The organism is Desulfosarcina ovata subsp. ovata (genome assembly GCF_009689005.1).
Taxonomy (GTDB): Bacteria; Desulfobacterota; Desulfobacteria; order Desulfobacterales; family Desulfosarcinaceae; genus Desulfosarcina; species Desulfosarcina ovata.
In genome coordinates this window covers 569,887-592,540 of the sequence record NZ_AP021879.1, presented here as the reverse complement: position 1 = coordinate 592,540, position 22,654 = coordinate 569,887, and the positions used below count along the sequence as shown (strand labels likewise).

The window sequence follows — 22,654 nt, the reverse complement described above, 5'->3', positions numbered from 1 at the left end:
ACTATGTATTCAGCAACGGAAAATACCGATCGCCGCGTTGTCAACGTGGCCACCTATCTGCGCAAGATGGCCCGCAGCCAGCCTTATCAACGCGCGGTCGTCTATCCGTATGCCAAGGACCGCCAGGGACGGATCGCCTATACCCACCTCACTTTTCGCCAGCTGGACATCGAATCGGACTGCATGGCCCAGGGACTGGACGGTATCGGCATCAGTCGCGGGGTGCGCACCATTTTGATGGTCAAACCCAGCCTTGATTTTTTCGCCCTGGTTTTCGCCCTGTTTAAAGTCGGCGCCGTTCCGGTGGTGGTCGATCCGGGCATGGGGGTAATGCGGATGCTGGGCTGCCTTAAGGAGAGCCGGGCCCAGGCATTGATCGGCATCCCCCGGGCGCATCTGCTGCGCACATTGGCACCGAAATATTTTACTACCATAACGACCGCCGTCACCGTGGGTCCCCGCTGGTTCTGGAGTGGCCCCACCCTCCGTCAGGTGCGCAAAAAACAGTGGGATCCCTACCCCATGGCCCAGACAACGGCAGATGAGATCGCCGCCATTCTGTTTACCACCGGGAGCACCGGTCCGGCCAAAGGCGTCTTTTACACCCACGGTGTTTTCGATGCCCAAGTCCGCAATATCCGTGATCAGTTCGGCATCGGCCCTGGCGAGATCGATCTGCCCACCTTTCCCCTTTTCGCCCTGTTCGACCCGGCGTTGGGCATGACCGCCATTATACCAGATATGGATCCCACCAAACCGGCCCGGGTCAACCCTGAAAAAATTATCGAGGCCATCGTCAATCACGGTGTGACCAACATGTTTGCCTCACCGGCACTGCTCAATCGGGTAGGCCTTTACGGTACGGATAAAGGTATCAAGCTGCCGCCCCTGAAACGGATCATCACCGCCGGTGCACCGGCCACGCCGGCCAATATCGAACAATTCTCCGGCCTGCTCGTGGAAGACGCCCGGATCCATACCGGCTATGGCGCCACCGAAGCCATGCCGGTCAGCGCCTTTGGCAGTGATGAGATCCTGAATAAAACCCGTAAACTCAGCGAACAGGGGTTCGGCATGTGTGTGGGTCGCCCCATCACCGGTGTGGATGTGCGCATTATCCAGATCAGCGATGGACCGATCGCGATCTGGACCGATGATCTGGTCATGCCGGAGGGAGAAACCGGGGAAATCGTCGTTCGTGGTGAGCAGGTCACGCGCGGCTATTACGAACGCCCCAGGGATGACCGCCTGGCCAAAATCCATGACGGCGACACCGTCTGGCACCGCATGGGCGATCTGGGCTGGATGGACAAAAAGGGCCGCATCTGGTTTTGCGGACGCAAAAGCCACCGGGTGACGACCGAAAAAGGCACCCTTTTCACGATTCCCTGCGAAGCCATTTTCAACAATCATCCCCGGGTGTTCCGCAGTGCCCTGGTCGGCGTCGGCCCCAAGGGACACAAGCATGCCGTGATTTGTATTGAACTGGAATCCGGTGATCGCGGCAAGGATAAAGCGGGATTGAAAACTGAGCTCTTGGAACTGGCCCGGACCAGTCCCATTACCGAGGATATCGATACTATCCTTTTTCACCGTGCGTTTCCGGTGGACATCCGTCACAACTCGAAAATTTTCAGGGAAAAACTTGCCGTCTGGGCGGCAAAACAGTTGAAAATGGAGTCTTCCCAATGAGATCCCCGCAAACCAACACGTCTGCCGGAAACCATCCCGGCAAAAACATCCTGGTTACCGGCGGCGGTGGCTTTTTGGGCAGTGCCATTGTGCGCCTACTGGTCGCCAAAGGACACCGGGTAACCAGCTTTTCTCGCCAGCGCTATCCCCATCTGGATACCCTTGGAGTGAAACAGCTGCGCGGCGATATCGGCAATGCCGGTGCGGTAAAAGATGCGGTTCGCGGTCAGGACGCTGTTTTTCATGTGGCCGCCAAGGCTGGTGTCTGGGGCGCTGCTAAGGAATATTTTCGTATCAATGTAACCGGTACCCGCCATGTGATTACCGGCTGCAGTTCCTGCCGGGTGCCCATGCTGATCTACACCAGCAGCCCCAGCGTGGTGTTTGACGGCGGCGACATGCAGGGAGTGGATGAGTCGGTCCCCTACCCGCCCCGATACCACGCGCCGTATCCGTGGACCAAAGCCAAGGCCGAGCGGGCGGTGCGGGCGGCCGCCGATGAAAATCTTCGGACCATCACCCTGCGCCCCCATCTTATCTGGGGGCCGGGGGACAACCACCTGGTTCCGCGAATCACCGCCCGGGCCGACCGTCTGCGTCAGGTGGGTGATGGTCGTAACCGGGTGGATACCATTTACATTGACAACGCAGCAAAGGCCCACGTTCTGGCCATGGAGGCGCTGGAAAACAATCCGGCGCTGTCCGGTCAGGTCTATTTTATCAGTGATGACGCCCCCATCCGGTTGTGGGATATGATTAACCGCATTCTGGTGGCGGGCGGTAAACCTGCGGTCAAGCGCAGGGTTTCATCCAAAATGGCCTACGTCATGGCAACGCTCTTAGAGTGGGGGTATCGTTTTTTCGGCATCAAAAATGAACCACCCATGACCCGCTTCGTGGCCCGTGAACTGGCCACCGCCCACTGGTTTGATATATCCGCGGCCAAACGGGATTTGGGCTACTCGGCCGACATCTCCATTGACACCGGCATGCAGCGCCTGAAAGCGTGGCTGGCGGAAAGCGCTTTTCCTGCCCAATGAAAAAATGTTGCTACAGCGGACGCGAAGCATGTCCGACAAAATCAAACAAGGAGTCAAATGGTGCAACTGACCGATTTGCTGCCCCTGGAAAAATGGGTTGAACTGGAAAATGAGATCCACGCCCGTTCGGGCCTGGAATCCAATGTTTTCAATACCGACGGAATCCGCATTACCGACAATAAGGTGTGGGTCAACCGCCTCTGCCCGGCAATCAAAGCCACGGACAAGGGTCAGGCGTTTATTTGTGCCGTGGCACACATGAATCTGGCCAATCAGGCCAGGGAAGAGGGCAGGCCGGTTATCGAGGAATGCGATGCCGGGCTAATGAAAATCGTGGTGCCAATTTCTGTGGACGGGCAGTTCATTGGTGCCATCGGGGCCTGCGGCCTGCTTCCCGCCGGCGGTGAGGTGGATAATTTCCTGATCAATAGAATCACCGAAATCGATGAGGAAACCGTTTCCGAACTCTGCGAAGACCTGGCGGTGATCGAAACCAATTCGGCCGAAGAAGTGGCCCAGTTCATTTGGGAAAAAATCGAGGCCATCGTTGCCGAAACATAGTCGACCATAATTGGCGGACGGTAGCCGATCATAATCATTATACCCCCAACGGTGGCGCCACGGGCAATTGCCGGCTGGTGACGCCACTACCTCCCCTTGCCTCAAGAGATTTCGCGGTTCTGCCGATAGTGATCAAAACAGGAAAATTGCCAGAAGCGGGCCGTCAAATGAGTTCCAGAAAAAAAATCATCGCCGCTACCATAATCCTGATCAGCATCGTTTTGGGTGGCACGTTTGGCTATATGCAACTGGAAAGATACACGTTCTTCCAGGGACTCTACATGTCCGTGATCACCATTTCAACGGTCGGATATGGTGAAATCATACCGCTTTCACCCAAGGGGCAGGGATTTTCCATTGCATTGATATTTTCAAGCATTATTGGCCTTGCATTTGCCGGCCGGGCTCTTGGAGAATCACTACTGGAAAATACGTGGAGCGGCCGGGCGGAGAAACGAAAAATGCATCGACGGATTCAGAGCCTCAAAGGGCATCAGATCATTTGCGGTTTTGGCCGGGTTGGCCACGCAGCGGCTTCTCAGTTTGTTGCCGCAAGGTCCGATTTTGTAATTGTGGATCAGGCGCCGGGAGCGGAAGTGGGCGTTGATGGTCAATTGTATCTTGAAGGGGATGCTACCCGGGAACAAATATTGTTGGACGCCGGTATTAAGGAGGCCCGCGGACTGCTGGCGTTATTGGGCTCTGATCCGGAAAACGTTTTTCTGGTGCTGACGGCCCGGGAACTGAACCCCACCCTGCGCATTATCGCCAGAGCCAACGATCCCAATGTGGAAAACAAACTCCTTAAAGCCGGTGCCGACAAGGTGATCTCGCCGTTTACCACAGCCGGCACTCAGATTGCCCATGAAATGCTCCTGGCCACCGGTCAACACGACGATGTGTGCGCTTTCGCTGACGTTGTCCATACCCCCCGCTGGATCTCCCTGGGAACTGACAACCCACTTATCGATACATCCATTTCCCACGCGGCTCACCAACTGGGAGGGGCCGTTCTCGGGTTGCGTCGAGGGAATCGAGACTGCCTTTTACCCGGGGAAAACGAGGTCTTAAAGGATGGCGATGTGCTGCTGGTGATACAAGCGGACCAAGAGCCGGGCAACAAGCCGTCGAAGGAACCTGCGCCAATCCGCAATGTGGTAATCGTCGATGACAATCCGGTTATCGTCAAACTCTACACACGTCTGTTCCAAAAGGCCGGCTTTGTTCCCCACACCGCGGCCAACGGTACTGCCGGCCTTAAGTTGATCCTTCGTCTGCGGCCTGCTGCCGCCGTGATCGATTTTATGTTGCCGGTTTTTTCCGGAATAGAAATCTGTGAGAAAGTGCGTCAAACGCCTGAACTGAACAGGACGCGGCTGATCCTGTTTACTGCAGACGATAATGCAGCAACCCGTCAGCGAGCGCTTTCTGCCGGTGCCGATGCTGTGGTGGTTAAAAGTGCAGATGCTCAAGAAGTAATCAACACAGTGGTTCAAACCATTTCGGAAAATTTACCGCCAGTTGATGAAGGCAATTAAAATAGAATTTAAAATGAAAACAAACCTGATCACCCTGATACTCAGTTCGGCAGTGGCCGTAGCGGTGCTGGTCGCCCGTGAATCATCTTTTCTTACCACCTCCGTGCATGGTCGCTATTATTTTGCAGCCATCATGCTGATCAGCGTCATCCTTGCACTGATCACCCTTTCACGGTTGATCCGGTCCCTGTGGCGACGGCCCGGTGAAGCGGTTAACGGCACCAAAGCAGCGCACATAAAGGAAAAGCGTAGCGAGTATCGCATTCAGTTTGACCATCCACCGCATCCGGTCTTCATCGAGAACAGTGGGGGACCTCAATCGGCACCGGCGTTCACCTGCCCGGTACTGGATGTTTCGGAAACCGGTGTCAGCCTGGGCTACGTGGGTGTGTATTCCCCGGGGCAGACCGTGCAGGGCGAAATTATTTTTGCCAGCGGCCGCAGTACGCCGATCAACGGTGTTGTGGCCCGGCAAACCAATCGGAAAACGGTTCTGCGGCTTCACTGCACCATTGCCCCCCCGCTCCTGATGGCCGAGCAGCGCGAACGGATCGCCTTTCAGAAAGATGACGGGCCCCGACCGGCTGTGAGTCCGTCCCTGAAGGACAATTTGGACGTCAGGCTTCCCAGCCACCAGCCCAAGGGTGTTTGCCGTTTGAAACGACCCTGACCCGATCCGGTCAACAGCACCTTCTTCCCATCCAATCATCTGTTTCCATCCGAACGCAGCCAGAAAGATTTCCCATGGTCCGGTAAAATATCATGCGGGCGATATCTTGTATTCTGTCCGCGAATGGATATATTGCCCATTTAACCAAAAACCGGCGGCTTGCTGCCAATCTCATGAAACGAGCACGCATGTCTTTTTCTACCAACGACAAGATTCGCAATATTGCCATTATTGCTCACGTCGACCACGGCAAAACCACTCTGGTGGATGCCATGTTCCGCCAAAGTGGCCTTTTCCGACAGGGCCAGCAGATGGATGAACGCGTCATGGATCGCATGGACCTGGAGCGTGAACGGGGCATCACCATTGCTGCCAAAAACTGTTCCGTGGTTTACCAGGGGATTAAAATCAACATTGTGGATACACCGGGCCATGCCGATTTCGGCGGTGAGGTCGAGCGCGCCCTTTCCATGGTGGATGGGGCCATCCTGCTGGTGGACGCATCCGAAGGACCGTTGCCGCAAACCCGCTTCGTGCTGCAAAAGGCGCTTCAGGCAAAATTGAAAATCATTGTGGTGATCAATAAGATCGACCGCAAGGATGCCCGTGCGGCGGCGGTACTGGACCAGGTGTATGACCTCCTTATCGATCTGGGCGCCGACGAAGACCAACTGGAATTCCCTTTGTATTACGCCATTGGACGTGATGGGGTGGCCGGCACCGCCCCCGATCGGCTGGCCGATGATCTGCATCTTCTGTTCGACGCCATTCTCGCTGAGGTCCCCCCACCCCGGTTCAAAACCGACGCACCGTTTCAAATGCTCGTCTCCGATCTTGGTTATTCCGATTACCTGGGACGCCTGGCCGTCGGCCGGGTGGTCGGCGGGAAGGCCGAATCCAGACACCGTCTGATCTGCATCGATGCCGACGGCAGCCATCGCCCCCTGAAAGTGACCCGCCTGCAAGTATACGAAGGAATGGACATTACCCCCGTCGAAACGGTAACCGCCGGAGAAATCGCCATCCTCTCCGGGATTGACGAAGTGACCATCGGGGATACCATCTGTACCGATGACGCCCCATTTTCACTGCCTCGGATCACCGTGGATCCGCCGACGGTCTCCATGCTCTTTACCATTAATGACGGACCGCTGTCCGGCAGGGAGGGTCGCTATGTCCAATCCGCCAAAATCCGCGAACGGTTGAAAAAGGAGACGTTGCTCAATGTGGCCATTCAGGTGGAAACGGTTAGTGACCGGGACTCCATACTGGTCAAAGGCCGCGGTGAGTTTCAGCTGGCCATCCTCATCGAGACCATGCGCCGGGAAGATTTTGAATTCTGCGTGGGACGGCCCGAGGTGATTCTAAAAAAAGAAGACGGAGTGGTCAAGGAGCCCATCGAACGGCTTTTCGTGGATTGTGATGAGGCGTTCATGGGGGTGGTAACGGAGAAACTATCCGTGCGCAAAGGCAAGATGATGAACCTTTCCAACACCGGTACCGGACGGGTGCGCATCGAATTTTCGATTCCTTCGCGGGCATTGATCGGATACCGTGACGAATTTCTGACCGACACGCGGGGAACCGGGATCATGAGTTCCTATTTCCTGGGATACGAAACCTACCGGGGGGATTTTCCCAGCCGCTTTACCGGATCCATTGTATCGGACCGGTCAGGCAATGCCGTTCCCTATGCCCTGTACAACCTTGAACCGCGGGGCCGCCTTTTCCTCCAGCCCGGAGATCCGGTTTACGAAGGCATGATCATTGGCGAGCACAACCGCGAATCGGATATCAACGTCAATCCCACAAAAGAGAAAAAGCTCACCAATATGCGTGCATCGGGAAAAGATGAAAACGTCATCCTGGCGCCGATTCGTCCCATGACTCTGGAACAGGCCATCAATTTCATCCGTGACGATGAGCGCGTGGAAGTCACCCCCAAATCGGTCCGCTTGAGAAAAGTAACCTTGGGGGCCAAGGCTCGCTACGTGCAACGGGGATCAAAAAAATAGGACCGCAGCGCTCAACGTGCCCCGCCATGGATCATTGAATCCATCGGGGCACGTTGATACCCGCCTAAAACGGCTCCTGGCCGCCGGAAACAGCAAAAATGTCCGTCACCTGCCGGCAAAGGATATCGAACTGGTCCGGATAGAGGCTTTGGGCGCCGTCACTGAGCGCTTTTTCCGGCTGGTGGTGGACCTCGACCATGAGGCCATGGGCATTGGCCGCCACCGCCGCCCGGGACAACGGCAGCACCTGATCCCGCCGGCCGGCTGCATGACTGGGGTCGACGATGATGGGCAGGTGGCTCTCTTTCCTGACCACCGGCACGGCGGAAAGGTCCAGGGTGTTGCGGCTGTGGTGAACAAAGGTTCGCACGCCGCGCTCGCACAGGATCACCTGATGGTTACCCTGGGCCATGATATATTCGGCGGCCATGAGCCACTCCTCAATGGTGGCGGCCATACCCCGTTTAAGCAGGATCGGTCGGTAGGACTCGCCGGCCCGTTTGAGCAGGCTGAAATTCTGCATGTTGCGGGTTCCGATCTGAAGCACATCAGAATAATGCTCCACCTGATCAAAGGTCGGAAAATCCATCACTTCCGTGACCACCGGCATTCCGGTCCGTTCGCGAACCTTGGCCAGAATCTTGAGTCCCTCCTCACCAAGCCCTTGAAAAGAGTACGGCGATGTACGCGGTTTGAAGGCCCCGCCACGGAACAGGTGTGCGCCGGCCTTTTTCACATATCCGGCGATCGTGATGGCCTGTGTCTCGCTCTCGATGGCACACGGTCCGGCGATGATGGTTAAATGACCATTTCCGATGGTCACCTCGCCCACCTGAATCAATGTGTCGCCTGCCTTGGTTTCACGGCTGACCAGTTTGTAGGGTTTGGTGATGGGCACCGCATCCTTGACGCCGGGCAGACCGATGAACATGGACGCATCCACAGGTCCCCTGTTGTTCAATACGCCAATGGAGACCCGGTCACCGCCCGGAATGGGCCGCGCCGTACATCCTCTTGATTCAATGACCTTGACCACCTGTTCGATTTGCTGCGGTGTAGCGGAAACATCCATGACGACCAGCATTGTTTGCCTCCTTTAAGGGGGTTGGACCTTAAAATGGCGTGGCACTTTTTACGGCCCTATGAAAATAAAAACGGACCGCGGGGCGCTTGCCCGAAGGTCCGTTTGTTTGTTTTTGAAACCGGTTTGGTTTCACGCAAAGGGGATCCAGCAGGCACACCCATTAAGGGAGCACCACCACCAGAACCGAATTTTCCCGTTTGCTGAAACCATCATCTGTAAATCCGTCTTCAATCATTTCCTGTTTTGCATGAACTGTTGTTCATATCATACTCATCCCGGATATTGTCAACTGCTTTTTAGCATGCTACAGACGGGTGGCAAATGAACCCACGCTTGCTTTCTTATTTGTGTTGATGCATATCGAAACACTTGACTTGGGGCTGGCGACGATTATGTTTTGGAAAAATTTTTAAGGAGCCTGAATAATGCCCATTTTCGAGTACCAGTGCAAAGCCTGCTGCCATCAATTTGAACAATTGGTTTTCTCTTCAGACGAAGAAATGCCGGTCTGCCCGGTATGCCAGTGCGCGGATGTCCAGAAGCTGATGTCGGTCGGATCGGTCCGGCCCAATGGAATCCCTACCGGATCGGGGGGGTTCGCCCCACCGGCCTGTAAACCGTCTGCCGGTGGTTGAGGCATCTGATTTTGCATCGTCCGGTCCGGACGAAAAAACGGTGACCGGGCCTGGTATGATGGGTACGGTTTACCTATTCAGATAACCAGTCGACCCCCATGGCTGAGAGTTCCGTTTCCACCAAATTGGCCCACCCCTTGTTGGCCCGGGGATTTGCCGGGCTGGGGTGGCTGATTCGGCCGATACGAATCTCCATATCCACTAGGGCCGCCACTGCCCGCTTTTCTGCGAAGCCGCCAATACCGATCACCCATTGCGGTCGATATATTTCAATGGCCTGCTGCAGTGCGTGATCACAAATGGCGAACAGTCCCTTCTTTTCTGATGCCGGGAGTTTGTCCGGAGTACGATTCCGTCCGCTCTCTTCCATGAACACCAAGGGGCAGTAATTCAGCACAAAAAAACGGCTGAAAAAATTATCGGCTGTCCCGAATCGTTGCCTGGCCCAGCCCCATAGACGCCGGCCGCTGACCTCACTGCGCCTACAGGCAAAGCCCAAAACGGGTCGTTTGGGATGGGGGGCCCGCGGCTGTTCAACCGACGCATGAATGCCCATCCATCCGGTAACCATCTCGACATCGCCAAACGGCACCCCTGTCTGGGCCATACCAAATGGGCCTGGATTCATGCCCACCAGCACCACCGCTTTGGTGGTGCTGCCAAAGCGGCGGAGATAGCGCTCATACCCGTCGCGGGCATAGACCAGCGGGTTGTAAATGTGCGTCACCGGAGCGGAAAACCGCAGGTGACGAAGTGATCCGATCAATTGGTCGGTTAGCTCTGAGATTTTTTTGACCCGGGGAAGATGCCGGGAAGCCGCCACGTTACTGACCCGTTTTGGCCATGGCCTGGGCCTGGGCGGTCATGGCTTGCTGAACTGCGGGGTCCATCATATACTGCATGGTTTTCATCATGCTTGACTGCAATTTCCCGGCCACGGTTTCCATCCGCTTGGCAACACTTTCCAGCTCTTCAGGAAAATCCTTACCCGATTTAAGTTCAGGGAGGGTTTCGTAAACGTTCTGTAATCGCGGTGTCAGCGCAGTCAGTTTTTCGGTGTATGCGGTCATCGCTTTGGCCACATCGTCGGCACTGCCAACATTTTCCATCTCTGCCACATAAGCCTCCATGGCATCTGCATAGTCGCTCAGCACCGCCTCGGCGTCGTCATATTTTCCGCCACAGGATACCAACAGGAAAACGCCAGCGATTGCCATCAGCAGCCAAACCGTCTTTTTCATCAAATTTGAACTCCTTTTTCGATTAGGTGTCAGTACCATTGGGGCAAGATGCCAAGTATCCACTATTAGTGATTAAATCAAATAGAAATAATTTTACCGCAAATGAATTGTAAAGACAATCGATACATGAGCGAGAAGCAAAGACATTTTAATTGACTTTTGCCCTGGATGGTGGCCTATTCTGGCATTCAGGCATCATAATGATCTCCATTACTCAAGTGGACACATGCAGCAGACGCACAGGCCCTGATAATGCCTAAAGCCCAACCCCCATCTTCATCCCCGAAAGTTGCCACGAAAACACTTACTGCCAAGCGGCTGCAGACTGAAAACCGTGCGCTGAAACAAAAAAACGAAATGCTTACGCGCCGGAACCATGAATTGGAGTTAATCTGTCAGTCCTTTCTGTCCATCAATTCCAGTCTTGATTTGGACCGTGTATTGGCCACCATTCTGGAAGTGATCCGGGCCTTGTTTGGCGCTGTCGGCAGTTCCATCTGGCTGAAAGATCCAAAAAGTGGAGAAGTGGTCTGCCAGCAGGCGGCCGGTTTCCAGCGCAATGTCGTCAAGGGTTGGCGCCTGTCCCCCGGAGAAGGCATTGCCGGTTGGGTCAGCTCCTATGGCGAACGGGTGATCCTGCCCGATACCCGGAAGGACATGCGTCATTTTCGTCAAGTGGCCGACACCATGCAGGTGGAACTGCGTTCACTGATCAGCGTCCCCATGCGCGTCAAAGGCGCTGTGATTGGCGCCCTGCAGGTGGTTGACAAACAGGTGGGCCGTTTCGATGAATCCCATGTCGACGTTCTCGAGGCCTTATCCGACGCATCCGCCACGGCAATCGAAAATGCGCAACTGTTTAAGCGAGCCAATCGTGAAATTGCCGAGCGCAAAAGGGCTGAAAAAAAGCTTAAGGCAAGTGAAAAGGAACTTAAAGAAAAGGGCAACGCCCTTGAAGAGGTCAATACGGCGCTGAATGTGCTGCTTAAGAGCAGGGAGGAGGACCAACTCCAGATGGAGGCGGTTATCGTGGCCAATGTCAAGGATCTGGTCAATCCCTTTCTTGAGAAGCTGAGCCGCAGCCAGCTGGACGAAAAGCAGGCGGTTTATGTGGAAATCATTCAGACCAATATCAGCAACATCGTGTCACCGTTCATGCGCCAGATTCCCATGAAATTTTTCGATCTGACCCCCGCAGAAATCCAGATTGCCGACCTGGTTCGCAAAAACAAAACCACCAAAGAAATTGCCGCCCTTTTAAATACGTCAGCAAAAACCATTGAGGCCCACCGCAACCGCCTGCGTAAAAAACTGGGCTTGACCAATCAGCCAATTCAGCTGCGGGATTACCTGATGACACTCGTATAAAATGACTGGTCGGCAGTCAGGCAATCGATCCAGAAAACTTGCAGTGGTTCCGGACGGTCAAGGCGTCGCTGCCGGTCCGATGAGCGCATGGATTTTTTCCATCAACTGATGATTGGAAAACGGTTTGGTAATATAGTCATCGGCGCCCATGGCAAGACCTTTGGCGATGTCGGCATCGCGATTCTTGGCCGTAAGAAAAATAATCCGGATGGTATTCCATTTCGGCTGCTGGCGAATGATCTGATAGATTTCATAGCCATCCAGATCCGGCAGCATGATATCCAGCAGGATCAGTGCCGGATGAAATTCGGCTATCTTTTCGATGGCTTCTTTGCCGCTTTGGGCCAGTTTGGGAATGTAGCCCTCTTTTTCCATCAGATACTGTAGTGGCACCAGGATGCTTAATTCGTCGTCCACGATCAAAATGGTTTTTTGTTGCATGGGTGGGCTCCCGAAAATGAAACGGTTCTTGCAGCCACAAGCGCAAAACACGAAGCACAGGTGATGTCCGATTCCGTCAGGACGGCGATGTAGCCATCAGTATAGTGTATTTCAAAGCCGCTCACAATCGGTTTTGCCTTGCGATACCCGCGGGTCGAGCAACCCGTCCACAAACACCCGGTAATTTTCCAGCCGGGTTGTTTTGCGGATCTTTTTTAATATCCGCCGCCCATCGACAAATTCATCGGCAAAATACCCCCAGAAACCTTTCATGCGGGCCAGGACATGACCGGGACCTGAAAAACGCCGGGTATATCCGTCGATCAGGGCGTCATGAAAATCGGCGAACCGCTGCCAGCGGTTTTCGATTTGCGGACTACCGATCCGGATCGTCTCCGCCAAAAAAGGATTGGCCACAAGTCCCCGCCCCAGCATCCATGTGGAGACGGAGGGGAATCTGTCCGAGAGTGACCGGAGGGTCTCCAGCCGATTGATGTCGCCGTTGTACACCACCGGATGAACCAGTTTTGGCAGACATCGTCCAAATGCCGCCAGATCAACGCTGCCCGTATACATCTGTACCCCGGTACGTGGGTGGATGATGATCCGCTTTACGGGATAACGGTTAAATACCGGAACAAGCGCATTGATTTCATCAGCCGAATAACGCCCCAGACGGGTTTTGATGGAAAGCTGGCCGGCAAAATCACGCAGCACCCGTTCAAGCAGCCGGTCGATCTCGTCAGGAAAAGGGAGCAGCCCGGAACCCCGTTTTTTTTTGGCCACCATGGGATATGGGCAGCCTAAATTCCAGTTGATCTCGCCGTATCCCAGATCGACCAGCGTGTTGGCCAGGCAGAGGAACTCGGCGCTGTTGTTACTGAGAATTTGAGGTACCACCGGCAAATGACTGTTTTCCGCCTGGACCAGGTCCGCCAAATGGGACGGTTTGATGCGTCGCCCTTTGGTTGAGGTGACAAAGGGCGCCACGGCCTCGTCAATGCCGTTGAAATGGCGCGCGAATGCATTTCGGAAAACCACGTCGGTGAAACCGCGCAAGGGGGCAAGAATCAGGTGCATGGTCAGGATCGCCAGGAAACCGGTACGGCCAGACTCAGATAATGATCGTTCTCAGCGAACATCAGACGTTTGGCCACCAGGGATTGGAGAAACCGCTCGATGGTTTCCCGGCCATGCGAAGGAAACGCCTCGACTATTTGGTCGAGGCTGTGGGGGACCTGACAATGACGGTAGATCCCGGCCGAAACGCCGGTGAGGCGGTGTTTGTCCGTAGGCCGATCCGGCCAGTGCTGGTCAATTATCAGGAATTGTCCCCCTTCACGGCTGAGGATCGCCGGTCCCCCACCGGTTTGTTGCTGCAACTGGGCGTATGCCTTAACCCACTGGCGCACTTTGATTTCTACCGGTCGCCACAATCGACGCTGCCGTTGACGGTCGCCTCGATACCCCTGGATCATGAAGCGCATGCCGTCAGCCACCGCAGCTGGAAACAATTTTCTCAAATTGGGGTGATTGAACACGGCCCGGACGTTGAATTGTCTTGCAAAACGGTGGATCGGGCTGTCTAACCCCAACCAGAACCGGACAATTTTAAGGGGACGATACCAAATCACAAAGTCGAGCACACGAAGGGTTTCGCCGACATCCTTTTCGTCACTGGACGGGAAATGCACGATCAGATTGGACAGGTTGATGATTCCGCGTCCCTCGCACTGTTTCATCATGTTCAGGTTGTCAATGGCGCGGGTTCCCTTGTTCATTTTTTTTAGCAGCCGGCTGGACAGGGCTTCGATGCCGACCTGTACCGCATCCACACCCGTCATCCGCATTTTATGGAGCGTGGCCGGCGGCGTCTTGGCCCGCAATTCGGCAAAAATGGAAAGCTCATGACCCAAATTGCCCAAGACATCCATCATTGCCTCCGCCTTTTTGGGAGGCAGGGCGTTGTCGGCAAACGCCAGGGAGAGCACCTGATAGCGCTGCACCAAAAGGTCCACCTCCCTGGCCAGTTGCGTCGGCGATTTCGTCCGATAACCGCGCCATTGCAGATTGAGGTTGCAGAAGGCACAGCCGTTGAAATGCCCGCCACTCTCCTTTTGATTCCACCAGCACCCACGTGATGCCTCGATCGGCAGGGTGGCGAAAAACCGCTCTCCGGGTGGCAGTTGACCTAACCGATTGAAATAGTCGTCATAGTCCGGCACGGGCAGTCGATCCATCCGATCCAACTGGTTGAAAGGCGGCAATGGAGCGTGTGGGTTCCCGGCATGCAAAATGCCCGGGGGAAGCGATGGGGATCGTCCCTTACGGACGGCCTGCAGATGATTCACCAGGCCAGCCATCGGCTTTTCCCCCTCGCCCACGACCACGTAATCGATCTGGGGAAAGACCGGCAGCAGAGAGGATGCCGCCTGGCCTGAAAAAGAAGATCCGCCGACGACCACAGGAAGATCCGGACGGATGGATTTTATCCTTGAAATGAGATAAAGAGAGGCCGTTGTCTGACAAAAAGAGATTGAAAACCCGACCAGATCCAGGGCGTGCCAATCAATTTTCCCCAACCACTGCGCCGACGCTGTTTTGACCGTGCGGACAATATCGGCAAAATCCCTGGGAGCATCGTCGTTCCGTTTGAGCGTACCGCGGTAAAGCGATTCGGCGCGGGAAGCCTGCCTTGGGTAGAGCAGTGCCGAAAAAACCGATTCGGCCCGCCAGACGCGACTGGAGATCGCCTGGTAACGCGCGTATCCCAGCGCCTGGGCCACATCCAGAAAGAGGTGGCTGGCAACGACCTCCAAATGGGGGATCTGTTCGCCAAGATAGGCCTTCAAGGCCCCTACTGGCAGTGACGGCCGGTTGAACAGCGGCCATGGTGCCGACACCAGAAGGATGCGCAATTTTTCATTCTGAACAGCGTTGGTTGCCACGGTCATCAACGGTCCCTTCATATGGGATGAGAAAAATGAATGGTCAACTTCGGAGCATATAGCCTTAATGGTCGGATCGATCAAGGGGACAGCACAGCCAGATCAGGCAATCGTATTTGGATGTATTCTGGTCGGTGGCGTGATCGCAAACCCAGCGCCCTGATTCAATCAATGCCAAATGGTAAAATCCAATGAAGAATCCTATCGATTATAAATTCCAATGCGAAAAAGCGGCCTGACACGGGCATTTTTTTTCTTGAAACCTGGAAGTCGGCTGTATAAACCAGGTGGTCCTTCAAGCTTGACGGATTCGCCATCGCATCGATAGAGGTTATACCGATATGCAGATCAAAATATCCATTCGCTGGGCCCTGATCGCCGGTTTTTTGGGTTTGATATGGGGCACCCATCTGATTACCACGACTTCATCCTACCTTACATCTCAGGAGGTGCTTCGCCAGCACGCCGGAGATATCATGAAAAACATCGCCGAACTGGCCATGGAACAGTCCCAGCGTCATTTGCTGCATGCCCACGGAGCAGCCGCCTTGACCCGGCGGCTGTTGGCTGCCAACGTGGTCAGCAGCCAGGCCAATCAGGTTGCCGGCCTTGAACGTTACCTGTACGACCAGCTTTCGGTGAACCCGCATTTTGCCGGGATTTACGTGGGCACCCCAAATGGCGATTTTTATGATGTCCGTCATTTTGAAGTCCTCGGCAAGGAGGGATTCCGAACCAAAGTGATCCTGAATGCAGACAAGGGGCGACAGGTGCAACTATCCTATCGGGACGCCCGTTTTCGCCTCCAGTCCATGTCCCAGAGCGATTCGGACCCCTATGACCCCCGGTTGCGGCCGTGGTATCAGAAGGCAGTGGCCGAAAACCGCATTGTCTGGACCGATCCATACATTTTTTACACATCCCAGAAACCGGGCATCACCATCGCCGGCCCTTTTTTTGATCCAGACGGCCGTTTGATGGGTGTGGTCGGCGTGGATATTGAAATCGATCAGCTCTCGATTTTCATCGGCAACCTGAAAATCGGCAAGCACGGCAAAGCCTTCATGATTAACCGCAACGCCGATGTGGTGGCCTTTGGTGACCTCGACAAATTGAAGATTGAAGATCAGGCCCAAGCCGGTAGCACGCGTCTGGTAAAAATCCAGGAACTGGACGATCCACACTGTCGTAAAGCCTTTGCCGCTGCCAGGATTGAAACCGACACTGCCGGCATGCTGGTCATGGATACGCCTCGCTTTTCGCGCTTTGAAAACGACGGTCAGACGTATCTGGCCATGTTCACACCGTTTTCAAATTCCCAATGGCCCTGGATCATCGGTGTCTACTTGCCCGAGGCGGATTACCTCGGCGCCATCAAGGCCAATCGCCAGTACAACATTTGGGTCACTATGGTAATCTCCCTGTTTGCCGCCGGTATCGGCTTGCTTCTGGCCCGGGGGGTGATTCGCCCCATCGCCCTACTCGAAAAAAGCTCCCGCAAAATGAAACTGGGCCAGGCCGTGCCACTCCCACCGATCCGTTCCGTGTATACCGAAATCCAGGAGACGGCCAACGCATTTGGAGAGATGAAAACCGCCGTTGAACGCAGCCATAAAAAATATCTGGGCATCTTCAACAACATTCAGGATGTCTATTGGGAATCTTCGCTCAACGGTACCCTGGTCGAAATCAGCCCTTCCATCGCGAAAATATCCCAATACCGGCGTGAGGACTTGATCGGCGCCACCACATTGAAAATATATGCCAATCCCAACCAGAGAAGCGGAATTGTTGACGTCCTCAAGAAGAAGGGGCAGATTCACGACCATGAAGTGGTTTTCAAAGACAAGGATGGCCGCCTGGTTCACTGTGCGCTAAATTCCAGTATTCTGCACACCCGATCGGGGAAACCCTATCGTATCATTGGCTCGCTGCGTGACATCAACGACCGCAAAGCGGCCGAAGAGCAACTGCTCACCTACAAGAAAAAACTGGAGGCGTTGGTTCAGGCCAGGACCATTGAACTGCAGAAAGCCAATGACGGTCTGGTTGGCCAGATCGAACGCCGTCGGGACACCGAAAAACAGCTGCGCGCCAGTGAAGAGAAATACCGGACGATCCTGGAAACCATCGAAGAGGCCTATTTTGAGATGGATCTGCGTGGCACCCTCACCTTTATCAACGATGCCGCCGGACACATCATGGGTTACTCTAGAGAGGAGTTGCTCGGCATGCACTTCAGACACTTTTCCGACCATCGGCCCACACGGGAAATCATGCTGTCCTTTGATCGAATGGTTCGGTCGGGCGAGCCCGTTCGCGTGATCACCTATCCGGTGACCACGAAAAACGGGGAAAGCAAAATTCTGGACCTGAGCGCAGCCCTGATTCACGACACTTCGGGAAAGACGATTGGATTTCGCGGACTGGCCCGTGACATGACGTCCCAAATTATCGCCCAGCGGGAAAAGGAGAAGCTCCAGGGGCAGCTCAATCAAGCGCAACGAATGGAGTCGGTCGGTACCCTGGCCGGGGGCATCGCCCATGATTTTAACAATCTCTTAATGGGCATCATGGGTAACGTCTCTCTCTTGGAAACAAAATTGGACCCGGACCGTTCATTGTCCGAACACTTGAAGGCCATCGAACAGTGTGTGGAAAGCGGGGCCAACCTGACCCGCCAGCTTCTCGGTTATGCCCGTGGAGGCAAATATCGGGTAACACCGGTCAATTTGAACGAAACGATTCAACGTACCGCAGACATGTTCGGGCGCACGAAAAAGGAAGTGCATATTCTCTATGATTTCGATGAAGAGGTCCATCTGGTGGAAGCCGACCAGGGGCAGATCGACCAGGTGCTGCTCAACCTGTATGTCAACGCCTGGCACGCCATGACAACGGACATGACCCTGCAGCTTTCGACAGCCAACGTTGTTCTGGATGCCGGTTTCACGACCCCTTTTGGTGCCAAACCAGGACCGTATGCGGCCATTCGCGTCAAAGACCGGGGAAAAGGGATCGAGCCGGAAATTAGAAAACGTATTTTCGAGCCTTTTTTTACCACCAAAAAGATGGGCCGCGGAACAGGTCTGGGGTTGGCATCCGCCTTTGGCATCATAAAAAACCATGGTGGGATCATTGATGTCCAAAGCCAGGTGAACCAGGGGACAACTTTCACCATCTATCTGCCCGCCGCATTTCCTCTAAAACCGGAAAACGCCCCGTCGTCCGACTCGGTGACCGTTCCCATCGAGCCGGGTTCCGAGACGTTGCTGCTGGTGGACGATGAACCCTATGTTCTGAAGGCGTTGGGTTTTATCTTGCAGGATTTGGGATATGAGGTAATCACCGCCGGTAGTGGCAAGGAGGCCATCGATCTGTTTCAGAAAGAGCAGCACTGCATCGACGGCGTGCTGCTGGATATGATCATGCCCGATCTGAACGGCAGGCAGGTGCTCGATGCATTGAAAGCCATCCGCCCGTCGATAAAAGTCATTCTTTCCAGCGGGTACAGCCTAGATGGCTTGAGTGAAGAAGAACCTAACGCCGCGGGAGACGGTTTTATCCAGAAGCCTTACCAGATTCAGGAGTTGGCAACAATTCTGAACGACGTCCTGCACACGGCTGCGCCGCGGTGATTGCTTATTTCTGGAACTGAAGCAGAGCAGTGGCCGGGCTTACCCACAGTCCCACCCATGCGGAAGACCATCCGCCAGCCTTAGTTGTCACCAGACGGCGTAGCGGGCACCAGGCTGATTTGAAGAGGCATCACATGCACTTGGGTCGACACTTCCCGGGTTCGTCCCAGCTGCCATTTGCCGCAACGCATCCCGTTGGTCATGCGGGAACCGATCTGCGCGACCACACCGTTAATATCGATCACCGGGTGGCGCATGAACACGTTCGGAAGCCCATGGGTCAGATTGCAGGCCAGGCAGCGTCCGGGCCTCTGGATCAGCTGGAATTCAAATTCGATCCGATCCTCCGACTCGCGGCGGTAAGCCAGCCGAATATCGTAAGCCCCCTCATTCACATCGCCAAACAGGGCCTCAAAAAAACGGTCGGCGCGCTGTGGAGAGAAAATTTCATCCAGCACATGTTGCGGAAAAAGCTTTGCGTATGTGGAAACAGACATGCCTGCAGTCCTTGTATGATCGAATTTTTCGGTGGGCGAAAGCATTTCGTTATGCGGCCCCTCTGAAAATGGGATTTGGATGATCGACAAGCGCATGCCGTCTATTAGAACGGCTCGGCCTCCTCTACCACACAAATCGCCCATACGGTCTCGTCATAGCTTTCCCTGAGTCGCTTTTCCGCAGCCTGCCGGGTCTCCACCCGCCATGGCATCGGTAAAGGGCCACTGGGTAAATCCTGAACTTCGTAGCTCCACCCATCGGCGTATTTCTTTAGAACCAGTGATACGGGTGCCTGGGTGTCGCTACGGCCGATGGTTTGAATGCTGACTTTTTTTGCGACCATGGCATGGGTTCCGTCAGATATGGGTGATCAATCAATGGGTGTAAAATCAATGGAGCCGCTTTTGTACACCACCGGACGGTGAAAATCAACCATCCGGCGATTACATCAGCAAACAGTTACGGCAATATTGATCCCTGAAGGTAGGTCCGATCCAATCGCCTGTTGATGACCGGCAGCCTCGAAATGGGCGGTGGCGTAAAACCAAAAGTGGTTTTAAGGAAATGTTCGGTAATCCGGTAGGTCGCGCCCCAGAGCAGCTCTTCCCCCTGATTCCCGTGATGGACAAAACAGGGCATTTCCCGGCCGCTCAGTTGGTCCGCACCGGGGGCGGTTGGTTTGTATGAGATGCGGTAACGGGCATAATTGGCGGGATTGAACAAATTAGGGATTGGAATCCGTACGATCTTTTCGACTTCCCAGTTGGGGGTAAAGCGCTGCTGGCGATTGACCCAGGCGACCATCGGATAGATGGAGCGTTTGAACATCACCAGATCCTGAGCCGGCATGGGACCCAAAAAGGTTACCCCAAAGGGGTTGAGTCGCATCTCCTCGAAACCTTCCCGCAGGGCGGTGGCCAGGAGCAGGGAAAGTTTTGAATAATCTGCGGGGCGGCTGTGGCGCCACCAGCGCATGTGCGGCCAGCGGGCCAGCGGGGTAACCGGTAAACTCAGCCCGTGGGTCAGCAGAAAATCAAAAGGTGGCGAGATCCCCCCACCGGGACAGCACAGGTCTCCTGGCTGACGTACGTGTTGCGAGCGTTTGTTAAGGATAATAAAGGGCTCACCGCCCCGGCTCGCTTTTCCCAACAGGAAAAGCACCGCGGAAATCCGCCGCAGGTCCCCGTTGGTATTGAAATTAAATTTTTCCGGGGGGTGCTGGAAAAGTCGGCTTCGTATCAGACGAAGGAAAGAATCGGTATCGTCGGGCAATGATGGCATGGCAGAATCCATTGGTATACCAGAACTCACTTGATAATCCGGATGCGGTAATTTTCCCGGAAACGTTCCCACAGAAAACGGACAATCACGGCAACGGCATCTTCAGGCGCAAGCGTCCACCGGCCGGACCGCCGTTGGCAATCGGTCAGCAGTTCACTATCACCAGAATAGAGACCAAAATGGCGATTGATATAATCCCCAAGGGTAAAATGCAGGGATACCAACTCACTGGCAACCATATTGGCGATTGTGGTTTTGTCCTTCAGGGACAGTGTTCGTTCAAGGTGATCCAAGGCCGCGTCCAGGGTTCGTGGTGGTACGATCGGCATTGGTATGCGTTCATTTTCGATCATTGATGCAAGCGGCGACGAGATGCCGGTTCCCATCATGGCCAGAAAAAAAGCGGCTTCCAGGATACCGCCCACTTTGGCGCAAAAATCAGCCGATCGCCCATCACCATCCACATGCAGGGTCTTGATCCGTTGTTCGACCACCCACTCGGCGATTTCCCGGGATGCGGTAAAGGCACTGATATGGCCATGGGGCAACGCAACAACAAAATGGGGCTTTCCAAGCCGGTGGGCGGCTTTGCGGATGGCTTCTGCCGCAATCGTGTTTTTCAACCCTGTCGTGAAATAGAGTGAACCATCCGCCGCGTCCACGGCCTTTTCAAGGATCAAGGCGGCCGTGCCGTCAACCAGGGGGGTAAGTGCGAATCTGGCATCAATGGCATCGCTTTCCAGACACCAGCCGCCATGTGCCAGTCCCACTTTGATGGCAATGTCCAGTGCTGCCGCACCGGCACCCGGCTGTCCATCGGCGATAATTTTCTCAATCATTCCTTCTCCTCGGCGTCAGCACCACCGGAGGCGGGCCTGGAGACGTCTGTCGGGGGAGAAATGACCAGGTGCTGCCCGGGATGGATGACATCGCGCAGACCGATGCGGTTCCAGATCAGCAAGGCCGCCAAAGGGACGTCGAACTTTTCGGCGATCCCCGAAAGACTGTCACCTTTGCGGACCATGTAAATGCGCTGGTCGTAAACCTTTTTATCCGCTTCGATCAAACGGGCCAGCCGGTCGTTAAACCCGGCTTTCCCGTTTTCGGGAACATGAAACCGGCGTGTCCCGGCGGCCAGATAATATCCCCTCAACTCCGGATTCAGGTCTTTGATGGTTTTAAAATCCGTTTGGGCGGCCTTGGCGATAAGACGTACGGGCAGATCCCCCATGGCCTGCACCGTTACCACCGAAAAAATCTCCGGCGGGTAATAATCGTTTGCCGACAGGTGAAAACCGTATTTTTCCGGCGCCTCGACGATATGTTTGATGGCCAGGAGACGAAACACAAAACGCTGGGTTTCCAACGGCAGGTAGAGCCGGTAATAGTCACTCGTACCCTGCTCCAGAATCTGGGCCTCCAACCCTTCCTCCCCCATGTTGTAAGCCGCCAGGGAGAGACTCCAGGAGCCAAACCGTTCGTAAAGCGCCTTCAGGTAGTCCAGGGCCGCCTCCGTGCTCCGGTAGAAATTTCTGCGCTCATCGAACCGCGAATTGACCGTCAATCCGTATTTCCTGGCGGTCTGTGGCATCAACTGCCAGACGCCCATGGCCCCTTTGCTCGACCCGGCATGCACCCGCAGGGCACTTTCCACAATGGCCAGATACTTGATGTCATCGGGAAGTCCTTTTTCTTTGAGAACCGTCTCGATGTGGGGGAAGTACCGCCCGGTGCGTTTCAGCCAAAGGATCACCTGAGCGCGGTCCCCCACCGAAAGGAGCTTCTCTTTTTCGTAGCGCTCGACCACCTGCGGGTCCTCCACCGGAACCGGTTCGCCGCAAAGCATGACCGGCGTTTCCAGTAACAGCGCACTCAGCAGTGGCTCCGATTCCTCCTGTGCCGCCACGCCGGCGGATAAAAAAGGCAACCCGATCAGGGTCAGGGCACACAAAATAAAAAGACGATGCATCGTTGTTTTCCCATTCTTCAGGTTTGCACCACCAT

Annotated in this window: 20 protein-coding genes; 9 read left to right on the top strand and 11 right to left on the bottom strand. The window is 54.8% G+C overall.

Going from position 1 to position 22,654, the window contains the following annotated elements:
- The first annotated feature begins 3 nt into the window (after positions 1-3).
- From GN112_RS02690 to typA, 6 genes are all read left to right on the top strand, one after another.
- Complete coding sequence (locus tag GN112_RS02690; protein ID WP_155308819.1) at positions 4-1,692, top strand: fatty acid CoA ligase family protein; 1,689 nt, start codon at positions 4-6, stop codon at positions 1,690-1,692.
- A complete protein-coding gene (locus GN112_RS02685) occupies positions 1,689-2,732 on the top strand; it encodes an NAD-dependent epimerase/dehydratase family protein (protein ID WP_155308818.1) in 1,044 nt (347 codons plus the stop codon). The genes GN112_RS02690 and GN112_RS02685 overlap by 4 nt, the downstream gene beginning before the upstream one ends.
- 57 nt (positions 2,733-2,789) lie before the next feature.
- Positions 2,790-3,293, top strand: a complete 504-nt coding sequence (locus GN112_RS02680; RefSeq protein ID WP_155308817.1) for a PocR ligand-binding domain-containing protein — start codon at positions 2,790-2,792, stop codon at positions 3,291-3,293.
- Between the two features lie 167 nt (positions 3,294-3,460).
- Entirely contained in the window at positions 3,461-4,831 is a 1,371-nt protein-coding gene (locus GN112_RS02675; RefSeq protein WP_155308816.1) for an NAD-binding protein, read from the top strand.
- Positions 4,832-4,844: 13 nt separating this feature from the next.
- Positions 4,845-5,501, top strand: coding sequence for a PilZ domain-containing protein (locus GN112_RS02670; protein ID WP_155308815.1), 657 nt, complete (start codon positions 4,845-4,847; stop codon positions 5,499-5,501).
- Positions 5,502-5,689: 188 nt separating this feature from the next.
- Positions 5,690-7,516 carry a translational GTPase TypA gene (gene typA, locus GN112_RS02665; RefSeq protein ID WP_155308814.1) on the top strand — a complete coding sequence of 609 codons (1,827 nt, stop codon included), beginning with the start codon at positions 5,690-5,692 and terminating at the stop codon, positions 7,514-7,516.
- A gap of 64 nt (positions 7,517-7,580) precedes the next feature.
- Here typA and aroF read toward each other — a convergent pair whose 3' ends face one another.
- Positions 7,581-8,600, bottom strand: coding sequence for a 3-deoxy-7-phosphoheptulonate synthase (gene aroF, locus GN112_RS02660; protein ID WP_155308813.1), 1,020 nt, complete (start codon positions 8,598-8,600; stop codon positions 7,581-7,583).
- Between the two features lie 425 nt (positions 8,601-9,025).
- Here aroF and GN112_RS02655 point away from each other — a divergent pair, with 425 nt between their 5' ends.
- Positions 9,026-9,235, top strand: a complete 210-nt coding sequence (locus GN112_RS02655; RefSeq protein WP_155308812.1) for an FmdB family zinc ribbon protein — start codon at positions 9,026-9,028, stop codon at positions 9,233-9,235.
- A gap of 73 nt (positions 9,236-9,308) precedes the next feature.
- On the opposite strand, the gene GN112_RS02650 is transcribed toward GN112_RS02655, so the two are convergent.
- Together GN112_RS02650 and GN112_RS02645 are read right to left on the bottom strand one after the other, a co-directional pair.
- On the bottom strand, positions 9,309-10,001 hold the full coding sequence (locus tag GN112_RS02650; RefSeq protein WP_231716913.1) for a uracil-DNA glycosylase family protein: 693 nt from the start codon (positions 9,999-10,001) through the stop codon (positions 9,309-9,311).
- A 58-nt stretch (positions 10,002-10,059) separates the two neighbouring features.
- Entirely contained in the window at positions 10,060-10,476 is a 417-nt protein-coding gene (locus tag GN112_RS02645; RefSeq protein WP_155308810.1) for a hypothetical protein, read from the bottom strand.
- A gap of 252 nt (positions 10,477-10,728) precedes the next feature.
- Here GN112_RS02645 and GN112_RS02640 point away from each other — a divergent pair, with 252 nt between their 5' ends.
- On the top strand, positions 10,729-11,844 hold the full coding sequence (locus tag GN112_RS02640) for a GAF domain-containing protein (protein WP_155308809.1): 1,116 nt from the start codon (positions 10,729-10,731) through the stop codon (positions 11,842-11,844).
- A gap of 57 nt (positions 11,845-11,901) precedes the next feature.
- Here the strand turns inward: GN112_RS02640 and GN112_RS02635 are convergent, their stop codons facing one another.
- The 3 genes from GN112_RS02635 to GN112_RS02625 form a co-directional block, all read right to left on the bottom strand.
- Positions 11,902-12,285: a response regulator transcription factor gene (locus tag GN112_RS02635; protein WP_155308808.1), complete on the bottom strand. Its 384-nt coding sequence runs from the start codon at positions 12,283-12,285 to the stop codon at positions 11,902-11,904.
- Positions 12,286-12,396: 111 nt separating this feature from the next.
- Complete coding sequence (locus GN112_RS02630) at positions 12,397-13,365, bottom strand: tRNA dihydrouridine synthase (protein WP_155308807.1); 969 nt, start codon at positions 13,363-13,365, stop codon at positions 12,397-12,399.
- Between the two features lie 2 nt (positions 13,366-13,367).
- Positions 13,368-15,239, bottom strand: coding sequence for a RiPP maturation radical SAM C-methyltransferase (locus tag GN112_RS02625; protein WP_162458744.1), 1,872 nt, complete (start codon positions 15,237-15,239; stop codon positions 13,368-13,370).
- Positions 15,240-15,574: 335 nt separating this feature from the next.
- On the opposite strand from GN112_RS02625, the gene GN112_RS02620 reads away from it, so the two are divergent.
- On the top strand, positions 15,575-18,871 hold the full coding sequence (locus tag GN112_RS02620; RefSeq protein WP_155308805.1) for a PAS domain S-box protein: 3,297 nt from the start codon (positions 15,575-15,577) through the stop codon (positions 18,869-18,871).
- A gap of 80 nt (positions 18,872-18,951) precedes the next feature.
- Here GN112_RS02620 and GN112_RS02615 read toward each other — a convergent pair whose 3' ends face one another.
- The 5 genes from GN112_RS02615 to GN112_RS02595 all read right to left on the bottom strand — a co-directional run bounded on the left by GN112_RS02615 (position 18,952) and on the right by GN112_RS02595 (position 22,619).
- Positions 18,952-19,368: a pancreas/duodenum homeobox protein 1 gene (locus GN112_RS02615; RefSeq protein WP_155308804.1), complete on the bottom strand. Its 417-nt coding sequence runs from the start codon at positions 19,366-19,368 to the stop codon at positions 18,952-18,954.
- A 104-nt stretch (positions 19,369-19,472) separates the two neighbouring features.
- Positions 19,473-19,712 (bottom strand): hypothetical protein, encoded by a 240-nt coding sequence (locus GN112_RS02610; RefSeq protein ID WP_155308803.1) that lies wholly within the window; start codon positions 19,710-19,712, stop codon positions 19,473-19,475.
- A gap of 116 nt (positions 19,713-19,828) precedes the next feature.
- Entirely contained in the window at positions 19,829-20,650 is an 822-nt protein-coding gene (locus GN112_RS02605) for an NUDIX hydrolase (protein ID WP_155308802.1), read from the bottom strand.
- Positions 20,651-20,676: 26 nt separating this feature from the next.
- Positions 20,677-21,489: a YpsA SLOG family protein gene (locus GN112_RS02600; RefSeq protein ID WP_155308801.1), complete on the bottom strand. Its 813-nt coding sequence runs from the start codon at positions 21,487-21,489 to the stop codon at positions 20,677-20,679.
- Positions 21,486-22,619 (bottom strand): lytic transglycosylase domain-containing protein, encoded by a 1,134-nt coding sequence (locus tag GN112_RS02595; RefSeq protein WP_155308800.1) that lies wholly within the window; start codon positions 22,617-22,619, stop codon positions 21,486-21,488. The genes GN112_RS02600 and GN112_RS02595 overlap by 4 nt, the downstream gene beginning before the upstream one ends.
- Positions 22,620-22,654 lie beyond the last annotated feature (35 nt).